Source organism: Paraburkholderia hospita, from assembly GCF_002902965.1.
Classification (GTDB): Bacteria; Pseudomonadota; Gammaproteobacteria; order Burkholderiales; family Burkholderiaceae; genus Paraburkholderia; species Paraburkholderia hospita.
In genome coordinates this window covers 2,302,177-2,327,650 of sequence record NZ_CP026105.1, presented here as the reverse complement: position 1 = coordinate 2,327,650, position 25,474 = coordinate 2,302,177, and the positions used below count along the sequence as shown (strand labels likewise).

Annotated in this window: 18 protein-coding genes; 8 read left to right on the top strand and 10 right to left on the bottom strand. The window is 63.1% G+C overall.

The window, feature by feature from the left end; all coding sequences use genetic code 11:
* The first annotated feature begins 5 nt into the window (after positions 1 to 5).
* Genes astD through astE form a run of 3 tightly spaced genes read left to right on the top strand, consistent with a single transcriptional unit; the run spans position 6 to position 3,864 of the window.
* Positions 6 to 1,469 (top strand): succinylglutamate-semialdehyde dehydrogenase, encoded by a 1,464-nt coding sequence (gene astD, locus C2L64_RS10540; RefSeq protein ID WP_090838478.1) that lies wholly within the window; start codon positions 6 to 8, stop codon positions 1,467 to 1,469.
* Positions 1,470 to 1,478: 9 nt separating this feature from the next.
* Positions 1,479 to 2,828, top strand: coding sequence for an N-succinylarginine dihydrolase (gene astB / locus C2L64_RS10535; RefSeq protein WP_090838480.1), 1,350 nt, complete (start codon positions 1,479 to 1,481; stop codon positions 2,826 to 2,828).
* Positions 2,812 to 3,864 carry a succinylglutamate desuccinylase gene (astE, locus tag C2L64_RS10530; protein ID WP_090838482.1) on the top strand — a complete coding sequence of 351 codons (1,053 nt, stop codon included), beginning with the start codon at positions 2,812 to 2,814 and terminating at the stop codon, positions 3,862 to 3,864. Before astB ends, astE begins: the two co-directional genes overlap by 17 nt.
* A 14-nt stretch (positions 3,865 to 3,878) precedes the next feature.
* Here astE and C2L64_RS10525 read toward each other — a convergent pair whose 3' ends face one another.
* The 7 genes from C2L64_RS10525 to C2L64_RS10500 all read right to left on the bottom strand — a co-directional run bounded on the left by C2L64_RS10525 (position 3,879) and on the right by C2L64_RS10500 (position 12,000).
* Entirely contained in the window at positions 3,879 to 5,336 is a 1,458-nt protein-coding gene (locus tag C2L64_RS10525; protein WP_090838484.1) for an MdtP family multidrug efflux transporter outer membrane subunit, read from the bottom strand.
* 1 nt (position 5,337) lies between these two features.
* Positions 5,338 to 6,369, bottom strand: coding sequence for an FUSC family protein (locus tag C2L64_RS10520; protein ID WP_158660503.1), 1,032 nt, complete (start codon positions 6,367 to 6,369; stop codon positions 5,338 to 5,340).
* Positions 6,342 to 7,436: an FUSC family protein gene (locus C2L64_RS53180; RefSeq protein ID WP_158660502.1), complete on the bottom strand. Its 1,095-nt coding sequence runs from the start codon at positions 7,434 to 7,436 to the stop codon at positions 6,342 to 6,344. The genes C2L64_RS10520 and C2L64_RS53180 overlap by 28 nt, the downstream gene beginning before the upstream one ends.
* A gap of 7 nt (positions 7,437 to 7,443) precedes the next feature.
* Positions 7,444 to 8,496: a multidrug transporter subunit MdtN gene (mdtN, locus tag C2L64_RS10515; protein ID WP_090838487.1), complete on the bottom strand. Its 1,053-nt coding sequence runs from the start codon at positions 8,494 to 8,496 to the stop codon at positions 7,444 to 7,446.
* Between the two features lie 30 nt (positions 8,497 to 8,526).
* The gene (locus C2L64_RS10510) at positions 8,527 to 8,784 is read right to left on the bottom strand and encodes a YtcA family lipoprotein (RefSeq protein ID WP_007588384.1); all 258 of its coding nucleotides are present in this window, start codon (positions 8,782 to 8,784) and stop codon (positions 8,527 to 8,529) included.
* Between the two features lie 111 nt (positions 8,785 to 8,895).
* A complete protein-coding gene (locus C2L64_RS10505) occupies positions 8,896 to 10,587 on the bottom strand; it encodes an arylsulfatase (RefSeq protein ID WP_090838489.1) in 1,692 nt (563 codons plus the stop codon).
* Between the two features lie 126 nt (positions 10,588 to 10,713).
* Positions 10,714 to 12,000, bottom strand: a complete 1,287-nt coding sequence (locus C2L64_RS10500) for an anaerobic sulfatase maturase (RefSeq protein ID WP_090838491.1) — start codon at positions 11,998 to 12,000, stop codon at positions 10,714 to 10,716.
* A 520-nt stretch (positions 12,001 to 12,520) separates the two neighbouring features.
* Here C2L64_RS10500 and C2L64_RS10495 point away from each other — a divergent pair.
* Both C2L64_RS10495 and C2L64_RS10490 read left to right on the top strand, forming a co-directional pair.
* Positions 12,521 to 13,321 carry an ABC transporter substrate-binding protein gene (locus tag C2L64_RS10495; RefSeq protein ID WP_007743493.1) on the top strand — a complete coding sequence of 267 codons (801 nt, stop codon included), beginning with the start codon at positions 12,521 to 12,523 and terminating at the stop codon, positions 13,319 to 13,321.
* A 313-nt stretch (positions 13,322 to 13,634) separates the two neighbouring features.
* Positions 13,635 to 14,984 carry an EAL and HDOD domain-containing protein gene (locus C2L64_RS10490; protein WP_090838493.1) on the top strand — a complete coding sequence of 450 codons (1,350 nt, stop codon included), beginning with the start codon at positions 13,635 to 13,637 and terminating at the stop codon, positions 14,982 to 14,984.
* 67 nt (positions 14,985 to 15,051) lie between these two features.
* Here C2L64_RS10490 and C2L64_RS10485 read toward each other — a convergent pair whose 3' ends face one another.
* On the bottom strand, positions 15,052 to 16,509 hold the full coding sequence (locus C2L64_RS10485) for an HDOD domain-containing protein (RefSeq protein ID WP_079486151.1): 1,458 nt from the start codon (positions 16,507 to 16,509) through the stop codon (positions 15,052 to 15,054).
* Between the two features lie 85 nt (positions 16,510 to 16,594).
* Positions 16,595 to 18,433: a putative bifunctional diguanylate cyclase/phosphodiesterase gene (locus C2L64_RS10480; RefSeq protein ID WP_090838494.1), complete on the bottom strand. Its 1,839-nt coding sequence runs from the start codon at positions 18,431 to 18,433 to the stop codon at positions 16,595 to 16,597.
* Positions 18,434 to 18,741: 308 nt separating this feature from the next.
* On the opposite strand from C2L64_RS10480, the gene C2L64_RS10475 reads away from it, so the two are divergent.
* From C2L64_RS10475 to C2L64_RS10465, 3 genes are all read left to right on the top strand, one after another.
* Positions 18,742 to 20,064, top strand: a complete 1,323-nt coding sequence (locus C2L64_RS10475; protein WP_051058239.1) for an EAL and HDOD domain-containing protein — start codon at positions 18,742 to 18,744, stop codon at positions 20,062 to 20,064.
* Positions 20,065 to 20,242: 178 nt separating this feature from the next.
* Positions 20,243 to 20,800, top strand: a complete 558-nt coding sequence (locus C2L64_RS10470) for a peroxiredoxin (protein WP_007588394.1) — start codon at positions 20,243 to 20,245, stop codon at positions 20,798 to 20,800.
* A gap of 108 nt (positions 20,801 to 20,908) precedes the next feature.
* A complete protein-coding gene (locus tag C2L64_RS10465) occupies positions 20,909 to 21,373 on the top strand; it encodes a hypothetical protein (RefSeq protein ID WP_079486147.1) in 465 nt (154 codons plus the stop codon).
* Between the two features lie 790 nt (positions 21,374 to 22,163).
* Here C2L64_RS10465 and C2L64_RS10460 read toward each other — a convergent pair.
* Positions 22,164 to 25,466: an efflux RND transporter permease subunit gene (locus tag C2L64_RS10460; protein ID WP_079486145.1), complete on the bottom strand. Its 3,303-nt coding sequence runs from the start codon at positions 25,464 to 25,466 to the stop codon at positions 22,164 to 22,166.
* Positions 25,467 to 25,474: the final 8 nt, after the last annotated feature.

Below are 25,474 nucleotides of genomic sequence, written 5' to 3'. Positions count from 1 at the left end.
CTGACATGAGCGAGCTTTTCATCGACGGCGAATGGGTCGCCGGCACAGGACACGCATTCGCATCGCGCAACCCGGGCACGGGCGCGACGGTGTGGGAAGGCAATAGCGCGTCGGCGGAAGACGTCGATCGCGCCGTGATGAGCGCGCGCCGTGCGTTCGCGTTGTGGTCGGCCGTTAGCCTCGACGAGCGCGTCGCTGTCGTGCGCCGCTTCGCTGCGTTGATCAACGAGCGCAAGGAATCGATTGCCGAGGCGATTGGCCGCGAAACGGGCAAGCCTTTGTGGGAAGCGCGCACGGAAGTCGCGACGATGGCGGCGAAGGTCGACATCTCGGTCCAGTCGTACAACGAACGCACGGGCGAGCGGCGCGCCGCGATGGCCGACGGCACAGCAGTGCTTCGTCATCGTCCGCATGGCGTCGTCGCTGTGTTCGGGCCGTACAACTTCCCCGGCCATTTGCCGAACGGACATATCGTGCCAGCGCTGATCGCGGGCAACGCGGTCGTGTTCAAGCCTTCGGAACTCGCGCCGGGCGTGGCGCGCTTGACCGTCGAGGTGTGGCGCGATGCAGGCCTGCCCGCGGGCGTGCTGAGCCTCGTGCAGGGCGAGAAGGACACGGGCGTTGCGCTCGCGAACCATCGCCAGATCGACGGCCTGTTCTTCACGGGCAGTTCCGACACGGGCACGCTGCTGCACAAGCAGTTCGGCGGCCGTCCCGAGATCGTGCTCGCGCTGGAGATGGGTGGCAACAATCCGCTCGTGGTCGCGCCCGTCGCCGATCTCGATGCCGCCGTGCATCACACGATTCAATCGGCGTTCCTGTCGGCAGGGCAGCGCTGCACGTGCGCGCGCCGCATCTTCGTGCCGAACGACGCGTTCGGCGATCAGTTCCTCGCGCGTCTCGTCGAAGTGAGTTCGCGCATTGCCGTGGGCGAGTACAACGCCGATCCGCAGCCGTACATGGGCGCGGTGATTTCGGCGCGTGCGGCGGCGCGTCTGGTCGAAGCGCAGGAACGTCTGATTGCGGATGGCGCGAAGCCGCTGCTGAAGATGGAGCAGCGCGATCCGAAGCTCGGATTCGTTTCTCCCGCCATTCTCGACGTCACGAATGTGACGAACCTGCCGGACGAAGAACACTTCGGGCCGCTCGCGCAGATCGTCCGTTACGGCTCGTTCGACGAAGCGATCTCGGGTGCGAACGACACGGAGTTCGGCCTGTCCGCGGGCTTGCTCGCCGACGACGAAGCGCTGTGGACGCACTTCCAGCGCGCGATCCGCGCCGGCATCGTGAACTGGAACCGGCCGACCAATGGCGCTTCTTCGGCGGCGCCGTTCGGCGGCACGGGCCGCTCGGGCAACAACCGGCCGAGCGCGTACTACGCGGCCGATTACTGTGCGTACCCGATGGCCTCTGTCGAAAGCGCGCAACTGCAAATGCCCGCGAGCGTGTCGCCGGGTCTTCATTTCTAAGGATCGACGATGCAAGCCACTGAAGCCAATTTCGACGGACTTGTCGGACCGACCCACAACTACGCGGGGCTGTCGTTCGGCAACGTCGCGTCGCAGAACAACGACAAGTCCGTCGCGAACCCGAAGGCCGCTGCCAAGCAGGGCCTGCGCAAGATGAAGCAGCTCGCGGACCTCGGTTTCAAACAGGGCGTGCTGCCGCCGCAAGAGCGCCCGTCGATACGCCTGTTGCGCGAGCTCGGTTTTTCCGGCGACGACGCGAGCGTGATCGAGCGCGTCGCGAAGAACGCGCCGGAGCTGCTCGCGGCGGCGAGTTCCGCATCCGCGATGTGGACGGCGAATGCTGCGACGGTCAGCCCCTCGGCGGATACGCAGGATGGCCGCGTGCATTTCACGCCCGCGAACCTGACCAGCAAGCTGCATCGCGCGATCGAGCATGAAGCGACGCGCCGCACGCTGCGCGCGATTTTCGCCGACCCATCACACTTCGTCGTGCACGAGGCATTGCCCGGCACGCCCGCGCTCGGCGACGAAGGCGCGGCGAACCACACGCGTTTTTGCGCGGAATATGGCGCGAAGGGCGTCGAGTTCTTCGTGTACGGACGCAGCGAATATCGCCGCGGGCCGGAGCCGAAGCGCTATCCCGCGCGTCAGACGTTCGAGGCGAGCCGCGCGGTTGCGCACCGTCACGGTCTTGCCGACGACGCGACCGTGTACGCGCAACAGACGCCCGAAGTGATCGACGCGGGCGTGTTTCATAACGATGTGATCGCGGTTGGCAATGCGCGCACGCTGTTCTGCCATCAGCTTGCGTTTGTCGAGCAAAAGGCTGTGTACGACGAACTGCGTTCGAAGCTCTCGAAGTTCAACGGCGAGTTCAACGTGATCGAAGTGCCGGATGCGCAGGTGAGCGTCGCCGATGCCGTGTCGTCGTATCTGTTCAACAGCCAGTTGCTGTTGCTCAACGACGGAACCAGCGGCAAGCAGGTGCTGGTCGTGCCGCAGGAGTCCCGTGAGAATCCGCGCGTGGCGGCTTATCTCGACGAGCTGGTCGCCAGCACGGCGCCCATCGACGATGTACTGGTGTTCGATCTGCGCGAGAGCATGAAGAACGGCGGCGGCCCGGCCTGCCTGCGCTTGCGTGTCGTGCTGAACGAAGCGGAGCGGGGCGCGGTGGCGCCGGGCGTGTGGATCGATGACAAGCTCTTCACGCGTCTCGATGCATGGATCGAGACGCACTATCGCGACCGCCTCGCGCCGACCGATCTCGCCGATCCGAAATTGCTGATCGAGTCGCGCACGGCCCTCGATGAACTGACGCAGATTCTTGGTCTGGGTTCGCTGTATGACTTCCAGCGCTAATCCGTCCGTGCCGGCGATGCTCGACGATTTCCTCGCGTTCACGCTGGCCGGCCATCGGCCCGCCGACGATGCGCGCGAGGGCGTGTGCGCGAACGGCGTGCGTTGGGCATGGATCGACGACGGTGTGCTGCAGTTCGAGCCCGCCGGGTTGGCGGATGGCGAGGGTCGCAGCGTGCTGGCGTCGGCGGGCATTCATGGCGACGAGACCGCGCCGATCGAACTGCTGTCGTTTGTGGTGCGCGACATCGCACAGGGACGCGCTGCGCTTGCTTGCCGGGTGCTGGTGATACTCGGCAACGTGCAGGCGATGCGCGAGTCGTGCCGTTATATCGACGACGATCTAAACCGGCTGTTCAGCGGACGTCATGCGCAGTTGCCCACGAGTCACGAGGCGCCGCGTGCAGTGGCGCTGGAGCGTATCGCGCAGCAGTTTTTCGCCGAGGCATCCGACGCGCCAGGCGCGCGATGGCATGTCGATCTGCACACTGCGATTCGCGCTTCCGTGTTCGAGCAGTTCGCGCTGCTGCCGCATACGGGTGCGCCGTTGTCGCGCGCGATGTTCGAATGGCTGCGTGATGCGCGGATAGCGGCTGTGCTCTTGCATACCACCAAAGGCAATACGTACTCGCATTTCACCTCCGAGGTTTGCGGTGCGGATGCCTGCACGCTGGAGCTGGGGAAGGTTCGTCCCTTCGGGCAGAACGATCTTGCGCGATTTGCCTCCGCCGATACAGCGTTGCGCCAGCTGATTGCCGGTGAGCCAGGCGATGCTTCCTTGCCGCTGCCGCGTGTCTTTACCGTCATCGATCAGATCACCAAGCAAAGCGATTCGTTCGAGTTGTTGCTCGCGAAAGACGTGGCCAATTTCACGGCCTTCACGCGCGATACGGTTCTCGCGCGCGATGGCGATTATCGCTATGTCGTGCGCCACGACGAGGAGCGCATCGTGTTTCCCAACGCGACTGTGAAGCCTGGATTGCGGGCGGGGCTTCTGGTTGTCGAGACGACGGACCAAACGCACTCGCAACTCGCGTAGCCCGGGCGGGCAGTTCAAGGTTTGGCGGTGTCGCTCGTATAGCCGCCACCCAGCGCTTTCGTCAACGCGATACCTTGCTCAAGGCGCTGGCCATCGAGCAGCAAAAGCGCCATCTGTTCAGCCAGCACGGGCAGGCGGGCCTCGGTTGCAATCTGACGGCTCGCGAGACCACGCGTGTAGTACGCCTCGGCTGATTCTTGCGCGAATCGGGTTGCGCCGATCTTTTCCATCTGGAGTGCGCGCTCGTCATCAAGCGCCTGCAGACGGTTGCTGCTGACGGCGACGTCGCGCACGGCGTTGAGCACCGCCTGATTGTATTGCTCGATCAGCATGTCGCTGGCGGCGCGCGTGCCATGCAGGTTGGCGTTCAGACGGCCGCCGTCGAAGATCGGCAGGTAGAGACCCGGTATCAGGTTGATCTGTTGACTGGCGCTGCGAAAGAGCTTGTCGAGGTGAAGCGAGTCGAGACCGATCAACGCCTTGATGTCCAGACTGGGATAAAAAGCGGCCTTGGCGGCATCGATCTGGCTGAAGGACGATTGCACGTACCAGCGCATGGCCTGAAGATCGGGGCGTCGGGCGAGCAGTTCGTATTGCAGCGTACGTGGCAGGCTCGCTTCCACTTGCGGCAACGGCACGGGGTGGATGTCGTTCAGATCATCGGGTCCCGCGCCGACCAGCGCCCGGATCGATTCGCGCAGTTCCTTGACCTGTCCTTGTGCTGCAACGATCTGGCGGTCGACGGCCAGCACTTGCGCGCGCGCGCCATGCAATGGCGTGTTCGCTTCCAGTCCGTGCTGGACCTTGCCTCGATGCGCGTCGACCGCGTAGTCGAGTGCATCCCTCGTTTGTTGCAGCAAATCGAGCATCCGGTACGTGGTCTGCATGCTGTAGTAGAGCTGTGCGATGCCAGACGAAATGTCCAGTTCCGCGGCGGCCGTTTCGGCGATCCGCGCATTTTGCACACCGAGCGCGGCTTCGACGGCCGAACGGTGCATGCCCCACAAATCGATATTCAGATCGGCGACCGCCCCGAGCGCGCCTTCCGTGTACCACGGACCGGTGATGCCGAGACGCGGCAGATTCAGCGCATAAGGACCCAGAAAACCGTTTGCCGATGCGCGTTGCTCGTTGATCAGCGCGAACGCGGCCATTTGCAGGCCCGTGCCGGCACGGAGCACGTCCGCCTGGGACCCCGCCTGAGTGACACGCGTGCGCACCATCGCGATAGTCGGAGAGCCTGCCAGGGCGCGCTGGATCAGCGTGTCGAGTTGCGGGTCGTCGTAGCGCTTCCACCATTGGGCGTCGGGCCAGCCGTCGTGGGCGAGATGGATGTCGTCGGCAAGCCGGATCTGTTCGGGCGCGATCTGCACGTGCGGCGCAGTGTCGTTGTGGATTAACGCGCAGCCCGACAGCAACGCTGTGCAGCAGATCAGTATGTCGAGCCTGAAGCGAGAGAGTGAGTTTGCCATGTCAAATGCTCTTTCCCGGTTGCGTAGCGGCGGTGTCGATGCCGGAAGCAACCGTCGTCGTCCAATCCGGTAGTTCGATAATCTGCGTGGCCAGTTGCCACGCTTGTGTGGCGAGGGGCGATGGCGGGTTGGCGGATGGAGCAACGGGCAGCGAGCGGGGCGGGGCAGCCACGGGCGGCTGCGCAGCCAGCCCGTCGGCGTAGTGGTCGAGTGCTTCTGCTGCCTGCTGACGCCACGCGTCCCATGCCTGATCTGCGACAGGTTCTTCATGGCCTTCGGCACCCAGCCTGTCACGCAAGACGTCCCATTGATCGACAATCTGCCGGCCGCCATCCAGAACGTCGCGCGTGCGTTGCAGCATCGCTTGTCGCGTGGCGGATGGCAGGTTGACTTCCATTGCCACGCGCTCCACCATGTCTTCGCAGTTCTTGAGCGCGTTCCAGCAGGCCACGCGTTGTTGCAGATAGCCCAGCTGTTCGGAACCGCCCGCACACTCGGGGTGACGAATGAGCTTGCCTGCTTCGCGCAGCGCATCGGCGAGTTTCTGGCGGATCGTATTCACCTCGCTCTCGGGCCAGATGAACGTGTAGACCACGGCCGACACGACGATGCCAATCAGGATGCCGATCGCGCGGTCGCGAATCTCGCCCAGATCGGCAGACGGACGGAACCCGTTTTCCAGCGTGGCCATCGCGAAGGTGAACACGAACTGCGTACCGATATAGGACGAGCGCTCGGAGCCCGTGGCCACCCACGCACCCGCGAAGAATATCGGGGCGAGCATCAGCAGAAAGCCAAAGATGCCGTCGAGGCGGGGGATGATGACGATGGTCGTGAGCAAAGCGAGCAGCGCGCCGATCAGTGCGCCGCCACAGCGCAGCATCATTTTCTGGAACGACGCGCCCGTGCTGGGATACGCGACGATCACGCAGGTCAGCAGGCTGGTATGGATGCCGTCCCACTGCGCGCCGTGATAGAACACGTAGCAGATCAATGCGGCCAGCGTCACCTTGAGCGCGAAGCGCAGATACACGGGTTCGTCAGCGAGTCGGGGACGAACATTTCGTCCTTTGGCGCCTTCGGCGCCGGTTGTCCGAAGTCGAAACGCGTCAGATCCTGCAAGGTATGGCATAGACCGTCCAGACCGAACGTCGTGGCGGTTGCGCGCTCAGCATGGGTCGGTATCCATGTGCCGCGATACGGCTCGGCCCGCTCGACTGACGCGTTCAGCGCCGCCACTTCGTCCCTCAGCCTGCTCACAAGCGCACGTCCGGCATCGCCCATCGGGAGCGGGCGTTCGGCGAGTGCGTTCGTCTTCGCGCGCAGGTAGCCGGCGGCGGCGATGCACGCTTTCCAGTACGGTGCGATCGCGCGATAGCCGGCGTCGTCCGACGTGGCGAAGGTGTGCAGCCCTTGCAGCGCCAGTGTGTCTTTTTCGATGCGCGTGGCAGGCGATGCCGCCGATGCGTCCGTTAGCGCCGCGCCGCGCATCTGTTCGAGACGCGCCGATACATCGGAGAGCTGACGATGCAATTCGCGCTGCAACAGGGCGACGGGACGGGAAGGGAACAGAAAGCCGCACACGATCACCATGAGCAAAACGGGATACATGCCCGCGATGACCGCCCACATCAAAGCGCGTACCGCGATTTCCGGAAAGTCCAGCGAATCGGGGATGGTTTGACCGTAGGCGGCCACCAGCGCAACCGCGAAGAACATCAGCCCAAGCTTGTTCACGCGCATCAGATACATGCTGACGAACAGAATCAGGCTGGCTGCGGCAATGCGGATCAACGGATAACCGTAAGCGTATTTGAGCACCAGAAACAGGCAGCCGACGTCGAGCACGGTCGCGACGACGAATACGACGGCAACGACCCTGGTAAAAAACGCGTTCTGCTGTACGCCGTAAAACAGCACGATCAGGGACACCGCGATCATCGGCACGCTCAGTGTCATCGACACAAACACGACGAGCAGACAGAGCGAGCCCAATTGGGTTGCCTGAGCGACGCGCCCGGGACGCGCCTCGGTCAGTTCCTCACGGAAAAAGCTCGCCAGAGCCTGGAGAGGCTCCGGCACGTAGTCGGCCAGTTTCATCGCGGACTCAGGAACGGGGTTTATCGGCGGCCTGCGGGTTCAACTGCGCGACGGCCGACGCGCCGATCCTGAACAGTTCCGCATCGGGTTGATCGACCAGGATCTTCACGGGAAACCGCTGCGCAACCCGCACCCAGTTGATGCTGCGCTGTACGCGCGGCAGTCCGCCGAGCACGAGGCCGCCGTCGTCGGGCAGCACGCCGTAGCCGATCGAATCGACCCTGCCCTTGAAGCGCTTGCCCGTATCGCTCATCAGATAAACGGTAGCGGGCGTGCCGGGGCGAATGTTCTTGAGTTCGGTCTCGCGGAAGTTGGCGACGACGTACCAGTGCCGTGTATCGATCAGCGTAAAGATCGGCTTGAGCGCCGAAGCGAACTGGCCGACGGAGGTTTTTAGCGACACCACGCGGCCGTCGAAGGGGGCGCGCACCGTCGTCATGTCGAGGCGGAACTGCATCAGCGCAATGTCGGCGAGGACCACGTCGCGTTGCGCGACTAGCGCATCGACGCCCGTGACGGCCGAGGTGGCCTGCTGGGCCTGGAGCCGCGCGGCGACCAGGTCGGCCTCGGCCGCGCGTTGGGCGGTGCGGACCCGATCGACGTCCTCCGCGGACACATAGCCCGGTGCCAGCAGAGGCTGCGTGCGCCGCAGCGTTTCCGCCGTTTGCGCGGCTGTGACGCGGGCGCGCTCGACGAGAGCATGCACGGAATCGGCGCCGTACTGCTGTGCCGTGACCACACGCCGCGTGAGCGCGATCTGTTTGTCGAGCGCGACGAGCGATGCCTTGGCTCGCGCGAGTTCATCCTCGAACGGGCGCGGATCGACACGGAACAGCAGGTCGCCCTTGTTGACCAGCTGATTATCTTTGACAGCCATCTCGACGATGCGTCCGCTGACGTCGGGCACCACATCGATGGTGTCGGCCTGGGCATAGGCGTCGTCGGTGCCGGGTGAAGTATCCACGCGCCAGATGACGTAGGCGAGCAGAGCCAGCGTGATGACGGCAAGCATCAGCGCGGGCCACTTTCTGCTTTTCAATGTGTTGGGGCGAACGGCCATCGGAAGGCTCTGATTGACGATGTTGCAGCGTTAAAAGAAGACCAGCCAGACCAGCAGCGAAAAGAGCAGCATCAACGTGGGCTGCACCATCACGGGCGGGCCGAATGTGCGCTCCTGTCCGAGCCGGATCAGCAGGCCGCGCACGATCAGCGCGAGCACGAGCCCGGCGATGGCGCAAAAGAGCCAGTCCGGAAAGAACGAGCCGAGCACGGAAATGGATCGCGGCATCGTGCAGCCGGAGGCGGCCATGCTGAGCATGATCAACAGGATCGGTCTAATCACAGGCATAGCCTTCGAAGAATGATGTCGATGCGAGCAGGCGTCGCGAATCGGGTGCCTGGTGCGCCGTCAGCCGCGAGGCACGCGGGAAGCGCGTGCCTCGCGAGACGGGATGGCGCGTCAGTCGGACTTTTTGGTCATCGCTTTCGCACGTGCGTTGTTGCGCGCGATCTCGGCATCGACGCCGGCGCGTATGCCATCCACCGTGAAGCTGGCAGGAGTCTGCGCGGGCGGATACGCGACGAAGGTGTCGAGGAATCTTGCCGTCTCCGCAATCGCGCCGTAGAGCACATAGACGTTCTTGGTCGTCCAGTCGTAGTACTGGTCGGAGACGACGTCGGCGCGCTCGTACGGGTCCATGCGCAGATTGAAGATCTTCGGCACGCGCAGACAGGTCAGCGGGTTGTTCCACACCGCGAAGCCGCCGGGAGCGCGCTGTTCGCAATAGACGAACTTCCAGTCGCCGTAACGCATGTCGACCAGCACGCCGTCGTCGTCGAAGTAGTAGAACTCCTTGCGCTCGCTCTTCGCCTGCTTGCCTTCGAGGTACGGCAACTGGTTGTAGCCGTCCAGATGGTTTTTGAAGGATTGCCCGCCGATGCTCGCGCCCTTCAGCAGACGCTCCTTGATGCTGGTGTCGCCGGCAGCCGCAAGCAGCGTGGGGAACCAGTCCATGCCGGAGAAGATTTCATTGGAGACCTGTCCCGCCTTGACGTGGCCGGGCCAGCGCACCATGGCAGGCACGCGGAACGCGCCTTCGTAGTTGGAGTCCTTCTCGTTGCGGAACGGCGTTGTCGCGGCGTCCGGCCATGTGAACTGGTTCGGACCGTTGTCCGTCGTATAGACGACGATCGTGTTGTCGGCGATCCCCATTTCGTCGAGCGACTTGAGCAGCTTGCCGACGTCCTGGTCGTGCTCCCACATGCCATCCGCGTAGGTGTTGCCGGCCATGCCGCCCTTGTCCTTGTACTCTGGGCGCACGTGGGTGAACACGTGCATGCGCGTGGTGTTCATCCAGACGAAGAACGGTTTGTCCGCCTTGGACTGTTCCTTCATGAAGTCGATGGCGCGGCCTGTCGTCTCGTCGTCGATGGTTTCCATGCGCTTGGACGAGAGCGGGCCCGTGTCCGTGCAGACCTGTCTGCCGACCTTGCCGAAGCGCGCATCGACGGTGGTGTCGTCATGGTCCGAGGCCTTGCAGTCCATCACGCCGCGCGGCATGAAATACTTCGCATAGGCCTTGCCTTGCGGTGTGTCGGCTTTCGGCCAGTACGGACGTTCCGGCTCTTCTTCCGCATTCAGGTGATAGAGGTTGCCGTAGAACACATCGAAGCCGTGGACAGTCGGCAGATACTCGTTGCGGTCACCCAGGTGATTCTTGCCGAACTGGCCCGTCGCATAGCCGAGCGGCTTCAGCGCCTGGGCGATCGTCACATCTGACGCCTGCAGCCCCTGCGGCACGCCGGGAACGCCCACCTTGCTCAAGCCCGTGCGCAACGGCGATTGCCCCGTGATGAACGAAGAGCGGCCCGCTGTCGAACTGTTCTCCGCGTAGTAGTCGGTGAACATCATCCCTTCGTGGGCGAGGCGGTCGATATTGGGTGTCTGGTAGCCGACGACACCCTGGCCATACGCGCTGATGTTGGTCTGACCGATGTCGTCGCCGAAGATGACGAGAATATTCGGCGGCCGGGTAGTGTCGGCTGCGTGCGCGACGGGGCTCAACGCGAGCCATCCGGATACCGCCGCGGACAGCGCCGTGACGACCTTGCGTTTGAGCATGTGTCTGAGAGGCATGGTCTTTTTTTCCATCGATTGCTCTTGTTGGCTATGGGTGCTGCACTTGAATGTCTCCTGCGAAAACGAGGCGGCAGGAGGCGACGCGGACGGATTTCCATCCGCTTTGTGTTTGAACGCGTGGAGGACGGGCCGGCCAGGCTATCCGGGCTGGAGGCTGCGGGCGATCTGCCGCAGCCTTGGGCCGGCATGCGCATGAAACTGCCTGATCCCCGGGCATAGATAGTTGAGTCCGGGCTCGCCGTCCGGCGCACGAACGAGGCGGTTCTTCGGACATTCGCCCCAGCACAGGTTCAGGTGCGGGCATTGCAGGCAGTACTTCGGAAGGGTGTCCTTCTTGCCGAATCCGAAGGCTTTCTGGCGCTCAGAAAACGCAACGTGATGCAGTGGATGGCTGAAGATGTCGCCCAGTTCGTATTCGGGATAGACGTAGTGATCGCAGGAGTAGACGCGGCCGTCGTGCTCCATCGCGAGCCCCTTGCCGCAGAAAGGGGCGGTGATGCAGAGCTGCGACGGTAGGCCCATGGTCTGCGCGACGGCCGTTTCGAAGAGGTTGACCAGCACCCGGCCCAGATCCTCGCGATACCACTCGTCGAAAGTGCGGCTCAGGAAATAGCCCCAGTCGTCGGGATCGACGGACCAGTCGGTGACGACGGAATCCGCCGCGCCCGGTTTCGCCCGTTCGGTGCCGACCACAGGAATCGATGCCTCGTCCCAGAATTGCGGCGCAACCTGTTTGAATGTCCTGGCTTCGACGCACGGATTGAACTGCAGGTAAGTCGCACCGACTTCTCGCGTGAGGAAGCGATAAACGTCGATCGGTCTGCGTGCGTTGAGCCGGTTGATCACGGCGAGCGCATTGAAGGCGACGCCGTGACGGTGTATGCATTCGAGTCCCCGCATGACCCTGTCGAACGTGGGCTTGCCCGAGCGGGACACGCGGTAGGCGTCGTGCAGCTCGCGCGGCCCGTCTATCGACAGGCCGACGAGAAAATCGTGCTGTTTCAGAAACGCGCACCACGCGTCGTCGAGCGCGGTGCCGTTGGTTTGCAGGTTGTTTTCAATGCGCTGGCCCGCGCTTTTGTACTTCTCTTGCAGGCGCACGACCTTGCGAAAGAAGTCGAGCCCCATGAGGGTCGGCTCTCCGCCTTGCCACGAAAAAACGATCTGCTCGCCGTCCTGCCCTTCGATGTATTGACGGACGAACGTTTCCAGCGTCTCGTCGTTCATGAAATCGCCGCGGCGCTGGTCGAGCAGCTGTTCCTTGTGGAGATAGAAGCAATACGTGCAATCGAGATTGCAGGCCGACCCCGTCGGCTTGGCCATGACGTGAAAACGCCGCTTGAAGCGCGGACCCGATGGCGGCGCGTTGACGTCGCCCGCGCTGGTCGCTAGTGGTGTCAGCGGAATGGCCGTGCTGTGTTTCATTGCAGTCGATGCTCGAAGATTCGCCTGGGATGCTTGGAGTGCGAGGGATATCGACACTATTTTTGTAAAAAAATAATGTCGTAATCCTTAATGAAAATATCATACGCAATACGAAGCAATTAGCGTATTAGCCTATAGGCGTATTGCGTCGTCGTGTGGCGGCGGGTACGCTGACGCGCCGCAAGCACGACGGCATGCCAGTCGTCTGAATCTATCGACAGATTTGCATCACAACCTCTAGCGGTTTCTTGAGTGCCGGCGAATTTCCTAAGGAGGATTGCGTCGTTGCGACAGGATTTTTCTGATTTGAGCCGAACCTATCAGCGCACGACGAAACGCAAAGCCGGTGCACTCGACGGGGGTGGCTGAGGAAGACCCTGTAAAATCCCGCGCTCGCGTCGCCTTGTGCGCCGCACCAAACCGCACGACGGTGTTTGAACCGTATTTTTGGCGTGCCCATGATCGCGGCACGCCCAAGGCGGGGCATTCCGCCCACAGGCACTTCTTGAGGAAAGCTTTAATGAAAATGAGTTGGCAAAAGATGGCCACGCTTGCCGCAGTGGCGGGCACCTTGATGGCAGCGACGGTAACGGCCGCAACGGCAGCTGAGATCAAGGAAATCCGCTTCGGCGTCGAGGCGTCGTATGCGCCGTTCGAATCGAAGTCGCCCGCTGGCGACCTGCAGGGCTTCGACATCGACATCGGCAACGCCGTCTGTGCCAAGCTCAAGGCTAAATGCGTATGGGTCGAGAACGCGTTCGACGGTCTGATTCCCGCGCTCCAGGCCCGCAAGTTCAACGCGATCAACTCGGACATGTCGATCACCGACCAGCGCCGTGCCGTCATCGACTTCACCGATCCCATCTACGTGATCCCCAACCAGGTGATCGCGAAGAAGGGCAGCGGTCTGCAGCCGACAGCGGCATCGCTGAAGGGCAAGCACGTCGGCGTGCTGCAAGGCTCGATCCAGGAGGCCTACGCAAAGGCGAAGTGGGCGCCCCTCGGTGTCGACGTCGTTCCGTATCAGGCGCAGGATCAGGTCTATGCGGACCTCGTCGCGGGCCGTCTCGATGCGTCATTCCTCGACGGGGAAGCGGCGTCGAAGGGCTTCCTGAAGAAGCCGCAAGGGGCGGGATTCGAATTCGCGGGCCCGGCCGTGTCGGATGAAAAGCTGCTCGGTTCGGGCGTCGGCTTCGGTCTGCGCAAGGGCGACGCCCAGCTGAAGGACGCCGTCAACCAGGCGCTCAAGGAACTGAAAGCCGACGGCACGATCGACAAGCTCGCGGCGAAGTATTTCGACGTCAAGGTCACGTTGAAGTAATGCGCGCTTCATCCGGCGCGGATCGTCGCGCCGGAGTCGAACGTCGAACGGCCGCTTCATGCGGCCGTTTTTTTGCCCTTGTTTTCCAGTCTTTTTTCGCTTCTTCATGCTCCTGCGCATGGCCGCGTGCGCTAAAATCTGCGCACGGGGAAAGACGGCTCGATATGTTGCGGGTGCAGCCACGCATGTCGGATGAAGCCGCCAGAACGATACTCAACAGACGAGAGCACGAAGCGCCACGCTTCGCCGCAACTACTTGCATGGGACCAGCGTAAGCAATGAAGCGCGAACGCTGGCCGGACAGGGGACCGGAATGACCACCACCGCAGTCGCTGAGGAACGCCAGGCAGAAGACGTTCCGGGCTTTGCGCAGGACGCGCGCGCAAACGTTTCGTTTGCCCGTCAGCCCATCCTGAACCGCGACAACATGTTGTGCGCGTTCGAACTCAAGCTGTATCAGGCGCCCGCCGCCGAATCCGGCGAGCAGGAAACGGAAGGCGAGCAGCCAGAGGCGCAAGCCGGCGCCGCCGGATCCATCATCCACGCGATCCTGCAGCCCGACGTGCGCGCCGCGCTGGCCAATCATCCCGATTATCTGCCCGTCACGCGTGAGCTGTTGTTCGACGACGCGATCCGCAGCCTGCCCGCCGATCGCTTCATGTTCGAGCTGCCGCCCGACATCGTCGCGGACGATCAACTGATCTCGCGCATCGTCGAACTGTATGGGCGCCGCTATCGCTTCGTGATCGACAACGTCGCGCAGGCCAACGATACCTTCGCGCGCCTGCTGCCGTATGCCGACGCCGTGAAGATCGACATGCACCGCATCCCGCAAGCCATGCTCCCCAAGTTTGCGAGCGTGCTGAAATCGGCGGGCAAGCTGTTGATCGCGCTGGGCGTCGAATCGCAGGAAGTGTACGAGCAGGCGCTCGATCTCGGCTTCGACCGCTTCCAGGGCTATTACTTCGCGCATCCGCAGGGCGCGGCCGCGCGCAAGGTCAGCGCGCCGCGCCACGCGCTGCTGAATCTGCTGCAACTGCTCGGTGGCGAGCCGACCGTCGCGCAGCTCGAAGCCGAGCTGAAACTGAACCCGGTGCTGGTGATGCATCTGATGCGTCTTGCCAACTCGAGTGGTCTCGCGATGGGACGCAAGGTCACGACCTTGCGCGAAGCGATCAACGCGACGGGCACGAACCGCATCGCGCGCTGGACACAACTGCTGCTTTACGCGGACGGCCGCAAGGTTGCGCTCGAAGACGATCCGCTGCTGCAACTCGCCGCGACGCGTGCGCGTTTCATGGAACTCGCCGTGCAGCGTCTGCCCGAAGCGGGACGCGACGAAACCGACGCGGCGTTCCTCACGGGCGTGTTCTCGTTCGTCGACTCGGTGTTCGGCGGCTCGCTCGAACACACGCTGAATGTGCTCGCGCTGTCCAAGCCGATCCGCGACGCCATCCTGTTGCGTGAAGGCGTGTTGGGCACGTTGCTGACGGTGATCGAGGCGCTCGAACGCGGCGCATGGACCGAGATCGGCAGCGTGTGCGAACGGCTCGAAGGTCTGCAGGTGCTCGACGTCGCGCAAATGGGTCTGGTGGCGGCTGCGTGGGCGGGCGTCGCCGACCGCAGCGCTGAGGCGACGGGGCTGGAGCGGATCGAGGATTGATGCGGGAGAATGCGCGGCTCGAACTCATGAGCCGCGCATGTCGATGGAAGAGGGCGCTCGTCTTTCGTTAGAGCGTTTCGACTTCGCTCACAGGCGCATGCGCGAAGAACCGTCCTAACTCGCGCGCCAGTTCGTTGAGCGCGGCCATTTCCCGCTGCGAGATGCGGCGCCGTACGTCATGATGCGCCCAGTCGCCATAGAGCAGGGCGACCGTCGACTTGTTCTCCAGCACCACGGGCAGCAGCACAAATGAATGCACGCCTTCGAACGCGCGGCGATACCAGTCCGGCAAGCGCGCGTGCATCTTCGGATCGCGCGCGTTTTCGATGAAGATGCCGACCGAGTTCGCAATCGCGAGATGGAACACGTCGGGCGCGAAGGCCGCTGCAAAGCTGAGCTTCGGCAGCGCGGCATCGATCTTCGCGCCGAAGCCCATCGTCGCCTTGAAGATGCCGCTGCCATGGCGCACGAATACGACGGTGCGCTCGAACTGCAAACCTGCGAGCACCGTTTCCGACGCCATCGCGAGCGCGGGTGCGAGTCCGCTGTCGCTCGGCAACGCCTGCAATTCACTGACGCCCGCGCGGATGCACGACTCGGGATCGAGCGTCTCGCGCGCAATCGCATCGGCATTCGCGCGCAGTTCGAAGATCTCGCGCATCACGCCGTCGCGGGTCTCTTCTTCGGCGAGCGTCAGGCTCATGTCGACGAGTACTTCGGGATCGGCGTTGAGCGTGCGGCTGTAGCGCTGCGCAAGTTCGGCGATGCGCACGTCGCGCTGTGCCTGAGGCAGATGCGGCTGCGTGAGCACGTTCGCGACTTCCGTCGAGTAGTTCGTGATCGCGCGCAGCCATTGCACCTGGCGCGGCTCGTCGTCCTGCAGCGGATCGAACTCGGTCATGCCGACGCGGATCATCTCCGGCAAGCGCCAGCGCGACGCCGCTTCGAGGCCGATTTCCTGGAACGTCACGCCGAGCACGGTTTCGCAGGCTTCGTTCTCGCCCATGCCTGTATCGATCTGGCGGCGAATATGGTCCCACTCGGCATCGAGATAGAACACCACGAGCAGCTTGCCGATCTGGCGCATCAGCGTGCAGACGACAGCCTCTTCGCCGTCGCGCAGGTCGCCGCGCTCGGTGAGCTTGCGCGCGACGCAGCCCGACAGCATCGTGCGGTTGAGTTCGAGTTTCGCGTCGATACGGCGCGGCACGCTGTGATGAAAGTGATCGACGATCTTCAGGCCGACCACGAGATGCCCGACGGCATCCATGCCGAGCACCATCAACGCGCGCGAGACCGTGGTGATGTTGCCGCCGAACGCCATGTACATCGCCGAATTCGCGAGACGCAACACCTTCTGTGTCAACGCGAAGTCGGAGAGCACGATCTGCACGAGGGCGCTGAAATCGAGGTCATCGTTATTCATCGCGGCCATCGTCGAGCGGAGCGACTGCTGCAGCATCGGGAAATCGCCGCGCTCGTTCATGCGAGCCCAGAGCCGGTCAAGCAGCGCAGCCTTTAGCATGAGAGTCCCGCAAGAGCCATACAAGTTCCAGTGAGTGGCAAGTCGTGACGTTGACTGTGCCCAATATCAACACGCGTCATGTCAGTCACGCTTCACCATGCACGTGAAGCGCGCGCGATGCGAAGCGCTGTGCGAGTTCTTCCGATGGGAGTGCCTTGCAGACGAGCCAGCCCTGGATGTGACCGCAGCCCATCTCGGTGAGCAGTTCACGCTGCGCTTCCGTCTCGACGCCTTCGGCGACGAGTTCGAGATCGAGGGTTTGCGCGAGGCCCACGACGGCGCTGACGATCGCCTGATCGTTGCGCGAGGTTAACAGATTCTCCACAAAACTCCGGTCGATTTTCAGTTTCGCGAGCGGGAAGCGTTGCAGATACGCAAGGCTCGAATAGCCCGTGCCGAAATCATCGACGGCGAAGCGGATGCCGATGCCCGTGAGCTCTTCGAGCAATGCCGTCGCGTGCTGCGGGTCGTGCATCAGCAGGCTTTCCGTGATCTCGAATACGACCCGGTGCGGATCGATGCCCGTGAGCGCGATCGCCTCGCGCACGCTTTCCTTGAAGCGCGGATCGCGGAACTGCTGCGGCGACACATTGACGGCGACGTATTGCAGCCGGATGCCTTGTATGTCCCAACGGATCAACTGCATGCACGCGGCCTTCAGCACCCAGTTGCCCAGGTAGTTGATGAGGCCGACGGATTCGGCGAGCGGGATGAACATCGACGGCGGCACGAGCCCATGCACAGGGTGCTGCCAGCGAATCAACGCCTCGACGCCGACCACGCCGTGCGACTGACTGCTCGTGATCGGCTGGAAGTGCAGCGAGAACTCGCCATTGCGCACGCCGTCGTACAGATCCGATTCGAGCTTCAGGCGCTCGGCGTCGGCGGGGCTGTCGTCGGGCACGTAGAACGCGAGCGTGTTGCCGCCGGCCGCCTTTGCGCGTGCCAGCGCATGGTCCGCCCAGCGCAATAGCTGGCTGTCGCGCGGCGCGTGTTCGGACGATTCGCCCGAGTGCTGAGTGTCCGGATACAGCGCGATGCCGACACTCGCCGACAGATGCACCGGCTGGCGGTTGAACGTGTACGGTTGCTGGATTGCCGTCAATAGACGCCGCGCGAGCGCTTCGGCAGCGATCGCGGTGTCGGCGCGCGCGTGCGCGGGCGGCAGCAGGATCGCGAACTCGTCGCTGGAAATGCGCGCGATCACTTCGCCTTGCGTCGTCATGTTGGACAGGCGGCGTGCGGTGTCGCGCAGCATTTCATCGCCGGCGTCGTAACCGAGCGCGCGGTTCACGCGCTGGTAGTCGTCGAGATCGAGCAGCAGCAGGGCGGCCGACTTGCCCGTCGCGTCCGCCTCCTGCTGCGCGTGACGCATTTCCTCGACGAGGGCGGGCACGTTCGCGAGGCCCGTCAGGTTGTCGTGATGCAGTTGATGCTTGAGGCTCGCTTCCGTCGCGCGCCAGCTCGACACGTCGAAGCCCGCGATCGCATACCCTTCGATGCCGTCGTGACAGTTGCGCGCAATGCGCAGCTCGACAGGCACGGGGTAGGTCAGCGACTTGATCAGATCCAGCGTGACTTTTTCGACGGCGCCGCTTTCGTCGGCGCGGCGCAGCGCGGCGTCGAGGCGGGCGACGTCGCTGGGTGCGACGAGTTCGTGCAGCGTGACCGTTTGCAGATATTCGCGGTGATAGCCGATGAAGCGCAGGCTCGCCTCGGAGACATACAGAAAGGTGAGATTGCGCGCCACGTGCGCGAGGAAGTCGACGGCATGCGCGGCCTGTTCGAGCCCGTGCGAAGCACCTGGCGAACCAGATGCGCCTGGTGCGACCGTCGCGCGCGCGGGCTGACGGGCCGCGCGGAATCGGTCGATTGCCGTGCGCAGCAAGCCCCGGCGGGCTGGGGTGATCCTGGTCGCTTCCATGTGTGTCGCTGACTACCCGGTTCGTCTTGAGGCTGGACGTCCTTGCGATGCCCGTCGGCCGACCGATCGGGGCAGGCGCGAGGCCGTCCATCAGAACGGGATAACGACGTTTGCGGCAGAATCTTTAGCTTTCAGACACAAAAAGCGCCATAACATATGGTAAGGATTCGCGGCTACCCTGGATGCCTGTGCATCGCTGATGGATTCCGCTAAAGTGGCGGCGAACGCGCTCCGTTATTCCCCCGGACGGGGCGCGAGTTGGCGACCCCGCAAGCATGCCGTTTTCCGAATCCAAGCAGCCGCTAAAAATGCCTGATCCGTTTCAAAACGACGAAGCCGGCCGCCCCCAAACGTTTGCGCAAGCAGGCGAAGAGGACGAGGCGATCTCATCGGCGCAGTTCGTCTATGTCGGGCGTCAGCCGATTCTCGACCGCGACGGCGCGCTGCACGCTTACGAGCTGCTGTTTCGCGGCAGCGCGCAAAATTACGCGCAGGTTTCCGACGACGCGCAGGCCACCGCGCAGGTGGTGGTGCGCACGATCGGCGGCATCGGCGTGCCTTCCGTGCTCGGCGCGCATCGCGGCTATGTGAACATCAGCCGCGACCTGTTGTTCGACGACATCGTGCATCTGATGGAGCCTGAGCGCTTCGTGCTCGAAATCCTCGAGACGGTGCAGTTCGACGCGCGGCTCATCGCGCGCATCGCCGACTTGCGCCGCGCGGGCTTTCGCATCGCGCTCGACGACGTGTGCGAACTGTCGCCGAACCTGCTCACTGCGCTGCCGTACGCGGATATTGTCAAGGTGGATTTCCTGCAGACGGACCGCGCGCAACTACCGGCCCTCGCGAAGGCGCTCGCCAGTCGCGGCAAGACGCTGATCGCCGAAAAGGTCGAGACGCGCGAGGACTTCGCGCTCGCCCGCGATCTCGGTTTCGATCTCTTCCAGGGCTATTTCTTCGCGCGGCCGCAGGTGCTGTCGACGCGCCGTACGCGCTCGTCGCGCACCTCGCTGCTGCGGCTGCTCGCGCTGCTCGCGCGTGAAGCGGGCATCGTCGAGCTCGAAGATGAGCTGAAGCGCAATCCGAATGTCGTGATGCAACTGCTGCGGCTCGTCAATTCGAGCGCGTTCGGGCTCGGGCGCAACATCTCGTCGCTGCGCGAGGCGATCATCGCGACGGGCACGCGGCAGATCGCGCGCTGGGCGCAACTGCTGCTGTACGCGGGCGGCGGCGATCTGCCGTGGCGCTCCGACCCGCTCGTGCAACTCGCGGGGACGCGCGCCCGCTTCATGGAGCTGGCGGCGCGCTGGATTCGCCCGAACGACGAGGCGTTTGCTGACGCCGCGTTCATGACGGGCGTGTTCTCGCTTGTGCATGTGCTCGTCGATTCGACGCCGGACGCTACACTAGATCCGCTCGATCTCTCGCCGCTGATTCGCGATGCGATCGTCGAGCGAGCGGGGCAGATGGGCGCGCTGCTGAGCATCGCGGAAGCGGCGGGCGAGGCGCAGGATGCGGCTGCCGTGGCGAGCGCGCAGTCGCTGGAAGAATTCGGCGCGCTTACGCCGATCGTGCTGGCCGAGCTGAATCTGTCGGCGGCTGCGTGGTTTGGCGCGCATCTGGGCGACTGATAGCCAGATGATTGGCGACTGACTCGCGCGTCGTGTCCATCTTGTCCGGCTGACGACGCGCAATTGCCAAACGTGGTCCAATATGGGGCGCAAGTTGAGCCTCGACGCTTCATGTTGTAAGGCATAGCGTCGCGAGGCGTTGCACGGGCATCGTGCGCTTACGATTCGAGGATTCGACATGAAGCTAAAGATTGTGCCGTTCGCGCTGGCGGCTGCGCTGTGCGCGGGTATGTCGCTGTATACGTTGACGGCTTCCGCGACGCTCAAGCCGGGCGACAGCGCGCCGGACTTTACGACGCAGGCGTCGCTGGGCGGCAAGACGTACACCTATGCGCTGGCCGATGCGTTGAAGAAGGGCCCGGTGGTGCTGTACTTCTATCCCGCTGCTTTCACGAAGGGCTGCACGATCGAGGCGCACGAATTCGCGGAAGCTGTGGATGAGTACAAGAAGTACGGCGCGACCGTGATTGGTGTGTCGCACGACAACATCGACACGTTGACGAAGTTCTCGGTCAGCGAATGCCGCAGCAAATTCCCCGTTGCCGCCGATCCCGACTCGAAGGTCATCAACGCGTATGACGCGGGGTTGCCGATGCATGCGTCGATGGCGAACCGCGTGTCGTATGTGATTGCGCCTGACGGCAAGATCATTTATGAGTACACGAGTCTTTCGCCCGACAAGCATGTCGAGAACACGATGCAGGCTCTGAAGCAGTGGACCGCGACGCATAAGTAGCCCTGAGCGGGCGTCGGTCGATATTTTCCTTTTACGCTGCGCGGCATCTGATTGCTGTTTTGTTGCTTGCGTTTTAGATATCGCGCCGCCATTGCAGGACACGTTGCCATGCCTATCGTCGTTGCGCTGTTGGCTCTGATTGCGTTGATTTATGGCTGCGTGCAGGCGTTTCATGCGCTCTCTGCGCATTTTGGGCTTGGCGTGGCTGTGGGTGCTGCGATCCTGTTTGCCGCACTCGTGCTTGCGGCACTTGCGTGGTGGTGGCGTCGGCATAAGGAAGTGTCGGCGAATATTCGCGATGGCGACTGGACTCACGAACTCAAGGGCGAATGGGGTGAGGTTCGCCTCGCGGCGGGGAAGCGGTTGTGTGACTTGCAGGTCGCTGGTCTGAGGGGTTCGTATATTTTTGCGGATCTTCGGGAGGCGCAGCCGGTGCGGGATGGGGAGCGCTGGCAGGTCAAGCTTGATGTTAAGGATGCGGCGCATCCCGAGTGGCGCTTACCTGTGAGGTCCGAACGCGAGGCCCGGCAGTGGGTCAGGATATTTGATCTGGCGATGGCGCAGAAGCTTTAAGGTTTTTTGTTGTCTGCGACGCTGGGTGGTTTGCTGGTGTTTTCGTTGGCATCCGCGTTGCGGTGTTTGCCGTTCAAGCGTCGCCCCTGTGCGGGGCGGCACCTACTTTTCTTTGCCGCCGCAAAGAAAAGTAGGCAAAAGAAAGCGGCTAACACCGCCAACATTTCTTCTTGCCTGAGGGCCCCCAAAAGGTCTTACGCTTCACACGGCAATCATGTGACCTTTGTTCGTTGCCAACGCTCTTGCGGTGCGCCTCACCCACTTCACACACGCGTACTACAGGATGCCGTGCCAGATAGTCCACGGCCGCTCAGGTGGCAAACTGTGTGTCGGCCCAAGTGCTCCACACGCTTCACTTCGGACCGATAGTACACGCGTCCCACCCTGTAAGAGCGCTACCCCGTACGACGCGACAACCTACACACAGTTTGCCACCTGGGCGGCACATACCATTCGCTGCCACTAGCCTGTGCACGGGTATTCGAAGCGGGTGAGGCGCTGATTCGAAGCGTTGGCAACGAGCACTAACCCGGGCACTGCCGTGTGAAGCGTGGGGCCGTTGGGGGCCCGTGGATAAGAACACGGGCTGGCGGTGTGAGCCGCTTTCTTTTGCCTACTTTTCTTTGCGGCGGCAAAGAAAAGTAGGTGCCGCCCCGCACAGGGGCGACGCTTGAACGGCAAACACCGTAACGCGGATGCCAACGAAAACGAATGGCAAACACCATAACGCGGATGCCAGCGAAAACACTAGCAGCCCACCCAGCGTCGCAGACAAAACCAACCCTAAATCTCACGCACCGGAGGCCGCCGCACCTCGCTTGCGCCTGGTTTCCCACCGAACCCGAATCCGATCCATATAAAGATAAACCACAGGCGTGGTATAGAGCGTGAGCATCTGGCTCACAATCAAGCCGCCCACAATAGCGAGGCCAAGCGGAGCCCGCAGCTCCGCCCCTTCACCGCGCCCAAACGCGAGCGGCAGCGCGCCCAACAGCGCAGCGCACGTAGTCATCATGATCGGCCGGAAGCGCAAAAGACAAGCCTGCTCAATCGCTTCACGAGAAGAAAGCCCTTTCCGCGACGCATCGATCGCAAAATCGACCATCATGATCGCGTTCTTCTTCACGATGCCAATCAGAAGAATCACCGCAATCAGCGCAATGATGCTGAACTCGGTATTAAAAAGCAGCAGCGCGAGCAACGCCCCGACCCCCGCCGACGGCAACGTCGACAAAATGGTCAGCGGATGAATATAGCTCTCGTACAAAATCCCAAGCACGATATAAACCGCCGCGAGCGCCGCGAGAATCAAAATCGGCTGGTCGGACATCGACTGCTGGAACGCCTGCGCCGTGCCCTGGAAGCTGCCGCGGATCGTCCCCGGCATGCCGATCTCGGCCATCGTCTGGTAGATGATATCCGTCACTTCCGACAGCGACTTGCCCGGCGGCAGGTTGAACGAGATCGTCGACGCGACGAACTGGCTCTGGTGGTTCACCGCTAGCGGTGTGCTACCCGGCCCAAAGCTCGCAATCGCGGAAAGCGGAATCATCGTTTCCTTCGACGTCGACACGGCTGCACCCGTCGATGCGCTCGACTTGCCGCTCGCCGCAATCGAGTTGTTCGCCAGATTGCGCGCGGCATCGCCCGCGACAGCGGCCGCGCTCGATGACGTCGTGCCTCCCGTGCCGCCCGATGAAGCACTCGACGTCGCGCTCGACGTGACCGTGCCCGCCGTCGCATTGGTCGACTGCGAGCCGCTCGCGCTGCCGCCCGACGTGCTGATCCACACCTGCTTGAGCATGTCTGGGCTCTGCCAGTATTTCGGCGCGACTTCCATCACGACGTGATACTGGTTCAGCGGGTTGTAGATGGTCGAGACCTGGCGCTGGCCGAAGGCGTCATACAGCGTGTTGTCGATCTGCGCGGGCTTGATGTTCAGACGCGCCGCCGTCGCCCGGTCGATCGTCACCATCGCTTCCAGACCGCCTTGCTGCTGGTCGGAGTTGACGTCGGTGAGTTCAGGGCGCTTTTGCAGCGCTTCCGTCAGAATCGGCGTCCATTTGTAGAGATCGGCAGTCGAGTCCGATAGCAGCGTGAACTGATACTGTGCGTTCGACTGCCGGCCGCCCACGCGAATATCCTGCACCGCCTGCAGGAACGTGCGTGCTCCAGCGACGTCCGCCAGCGGCCCGCGCAACTGTTGGATCACCTGATCGGCGGAAATCTTGCGCTCGCTCTTCGACTTGAGCGACACGAACATGAAGCCCGAGTTGGTCTGCCGTCCGCCCGTGAACCCCACCACGCTGTCGACGGCCGGGTTCGCCTGGACGATCTTCATCATCTCGGAGAACTTCACCTTCATCGCCTGGAACGACGTGGACTGGTCGGCCTGTATGCCGCCCACTAGCCGGCCCGTGTCCTGCTGCGGGAAAAAGCCCTTCGGCACGATGATGTACAGATACACGTTCAGTCCGATCGTCGCGACCAGCACGACGAGAATCAGCCGCGGATGCGCCAGCGACCAGCCGAGCGTGCGCTCGTAGCCGCGCTGCATCCAGTCGAAGCCGCGCTCCAGCCAGCGCGCGAAACGGCCTTCCTCTTTCTTTTCGTGGGGCTCGGACAGCAGGCGCGAGCACATCATCGGCGTGAGCGTCAGCGACACGATCAGCGACACGCCAATCGCCAGCGACAGCGTCAGCGCAAACTCGCGGAACAGCCGCCCGACGATCCCGCCCATCAGCAGAATAGGCAGGAACACGGCGACGAGCGAGATGCTGATCGACATCACCGTGAAGCCGACTTCGCGCGCGCCGACGAAGGCCGCCTTCATGCGCGGCATGCCGTTCTCGATATGCCGGGAGATGTTCTCCAGCACGACGATCGCGTCGTCGACGACGAAGCCCGTCGCGATGGTCAGCGCCATCAGCGACAGGTTGTCGATCGAAAAGTCGAGCAGGTACATCGCCGCGAACGTGCCGATGATCGAGATCGGCACCGCGACGCTCGGAATCAGCGTGGCGCGCCAGTTGCGCAGGAACAGGAACACGACCATTACGACGAGCGCCACGGCGATCATCAGCGTGAACTGTGTGTCCTTCAGCGACGCGCGGATGGTGGTGGAGCGGTCGGCCGTCGGCGTGACTTCGACAGCGGCGGGCAGCGACGCCTTCAGCTGCGGGATCATCGCCTTCACGCGGTCGATCGTCTCGATGATGTTCGCGCCCGGCTGCCGGTAAAGAATCACGAGCACCGAGCGCTCGTTGTTCATCAGGCCGAGGTTGCGCAGGTCTTCGACGGAATCGACGACTTCAGAGACATCGGACAGATGCACGGCGGCGCCGTCGCGATACGCGATCACGAGATCTTTGTATTGCGAGGCCTTCTTCGCCTGGTCGTTCGTGTAGAGCTGCACGTGGTTCGGACCGAACTCGATCGAGCCCTTCGGGCTGTTCGCATTCGCCGACGCCAGTGCCGCGCGCACGTCTTCGAGACCGATGCCGTAGTGAAACAGCGCCTGCGGCTCCAGTTCGACCCGCACGGCGGGGTTCGCCGAGCCGCTCACGTCGACTTCGCCGACGCCGTCCACTTGCGACAGCGACTGCTGCAGCACGGTCGCCGCCGAGTCGTACAACTGGCCCGCCGTCATCGTCTTCGACGTGAGCGCGAGAATCAGGATCGGCGCGTCGGCGGGATTGACCTTGTGGTAAGTCGGGTTCGAGCGCAGGCTCGCGGGCAGGTCGGCGCGCGCCGCGTTGATGGCCGCCTGCACGTCGCGCGCGGCGCCGTCGATGTTGCGGTTCAGGCCGAACTGCATCGTGATGCGCGCCGAGCCGACCGAGCTCGACGAGGTCATCTCGGTGACGTCGGCAATCGTGCCGAGATGCCGTTCGAGCGGGCTGGCCACGCTGGTCGCGACCGTCTCCGGGCTCGCGCCCGGCAGGCTCGCCTGAATCGAGATGGTCGGGAAATCAACCTGCGGCAACGGTGCGACGGGCAGCTTCGCGAACGCGAAGAGGCCCGCCAGCGCAATGCCGATAGCGAGCAGCGTGGTGGCGACCGGGCGTTGAATGAAGGGGCGCGACAGGTTCATCGGTTCGG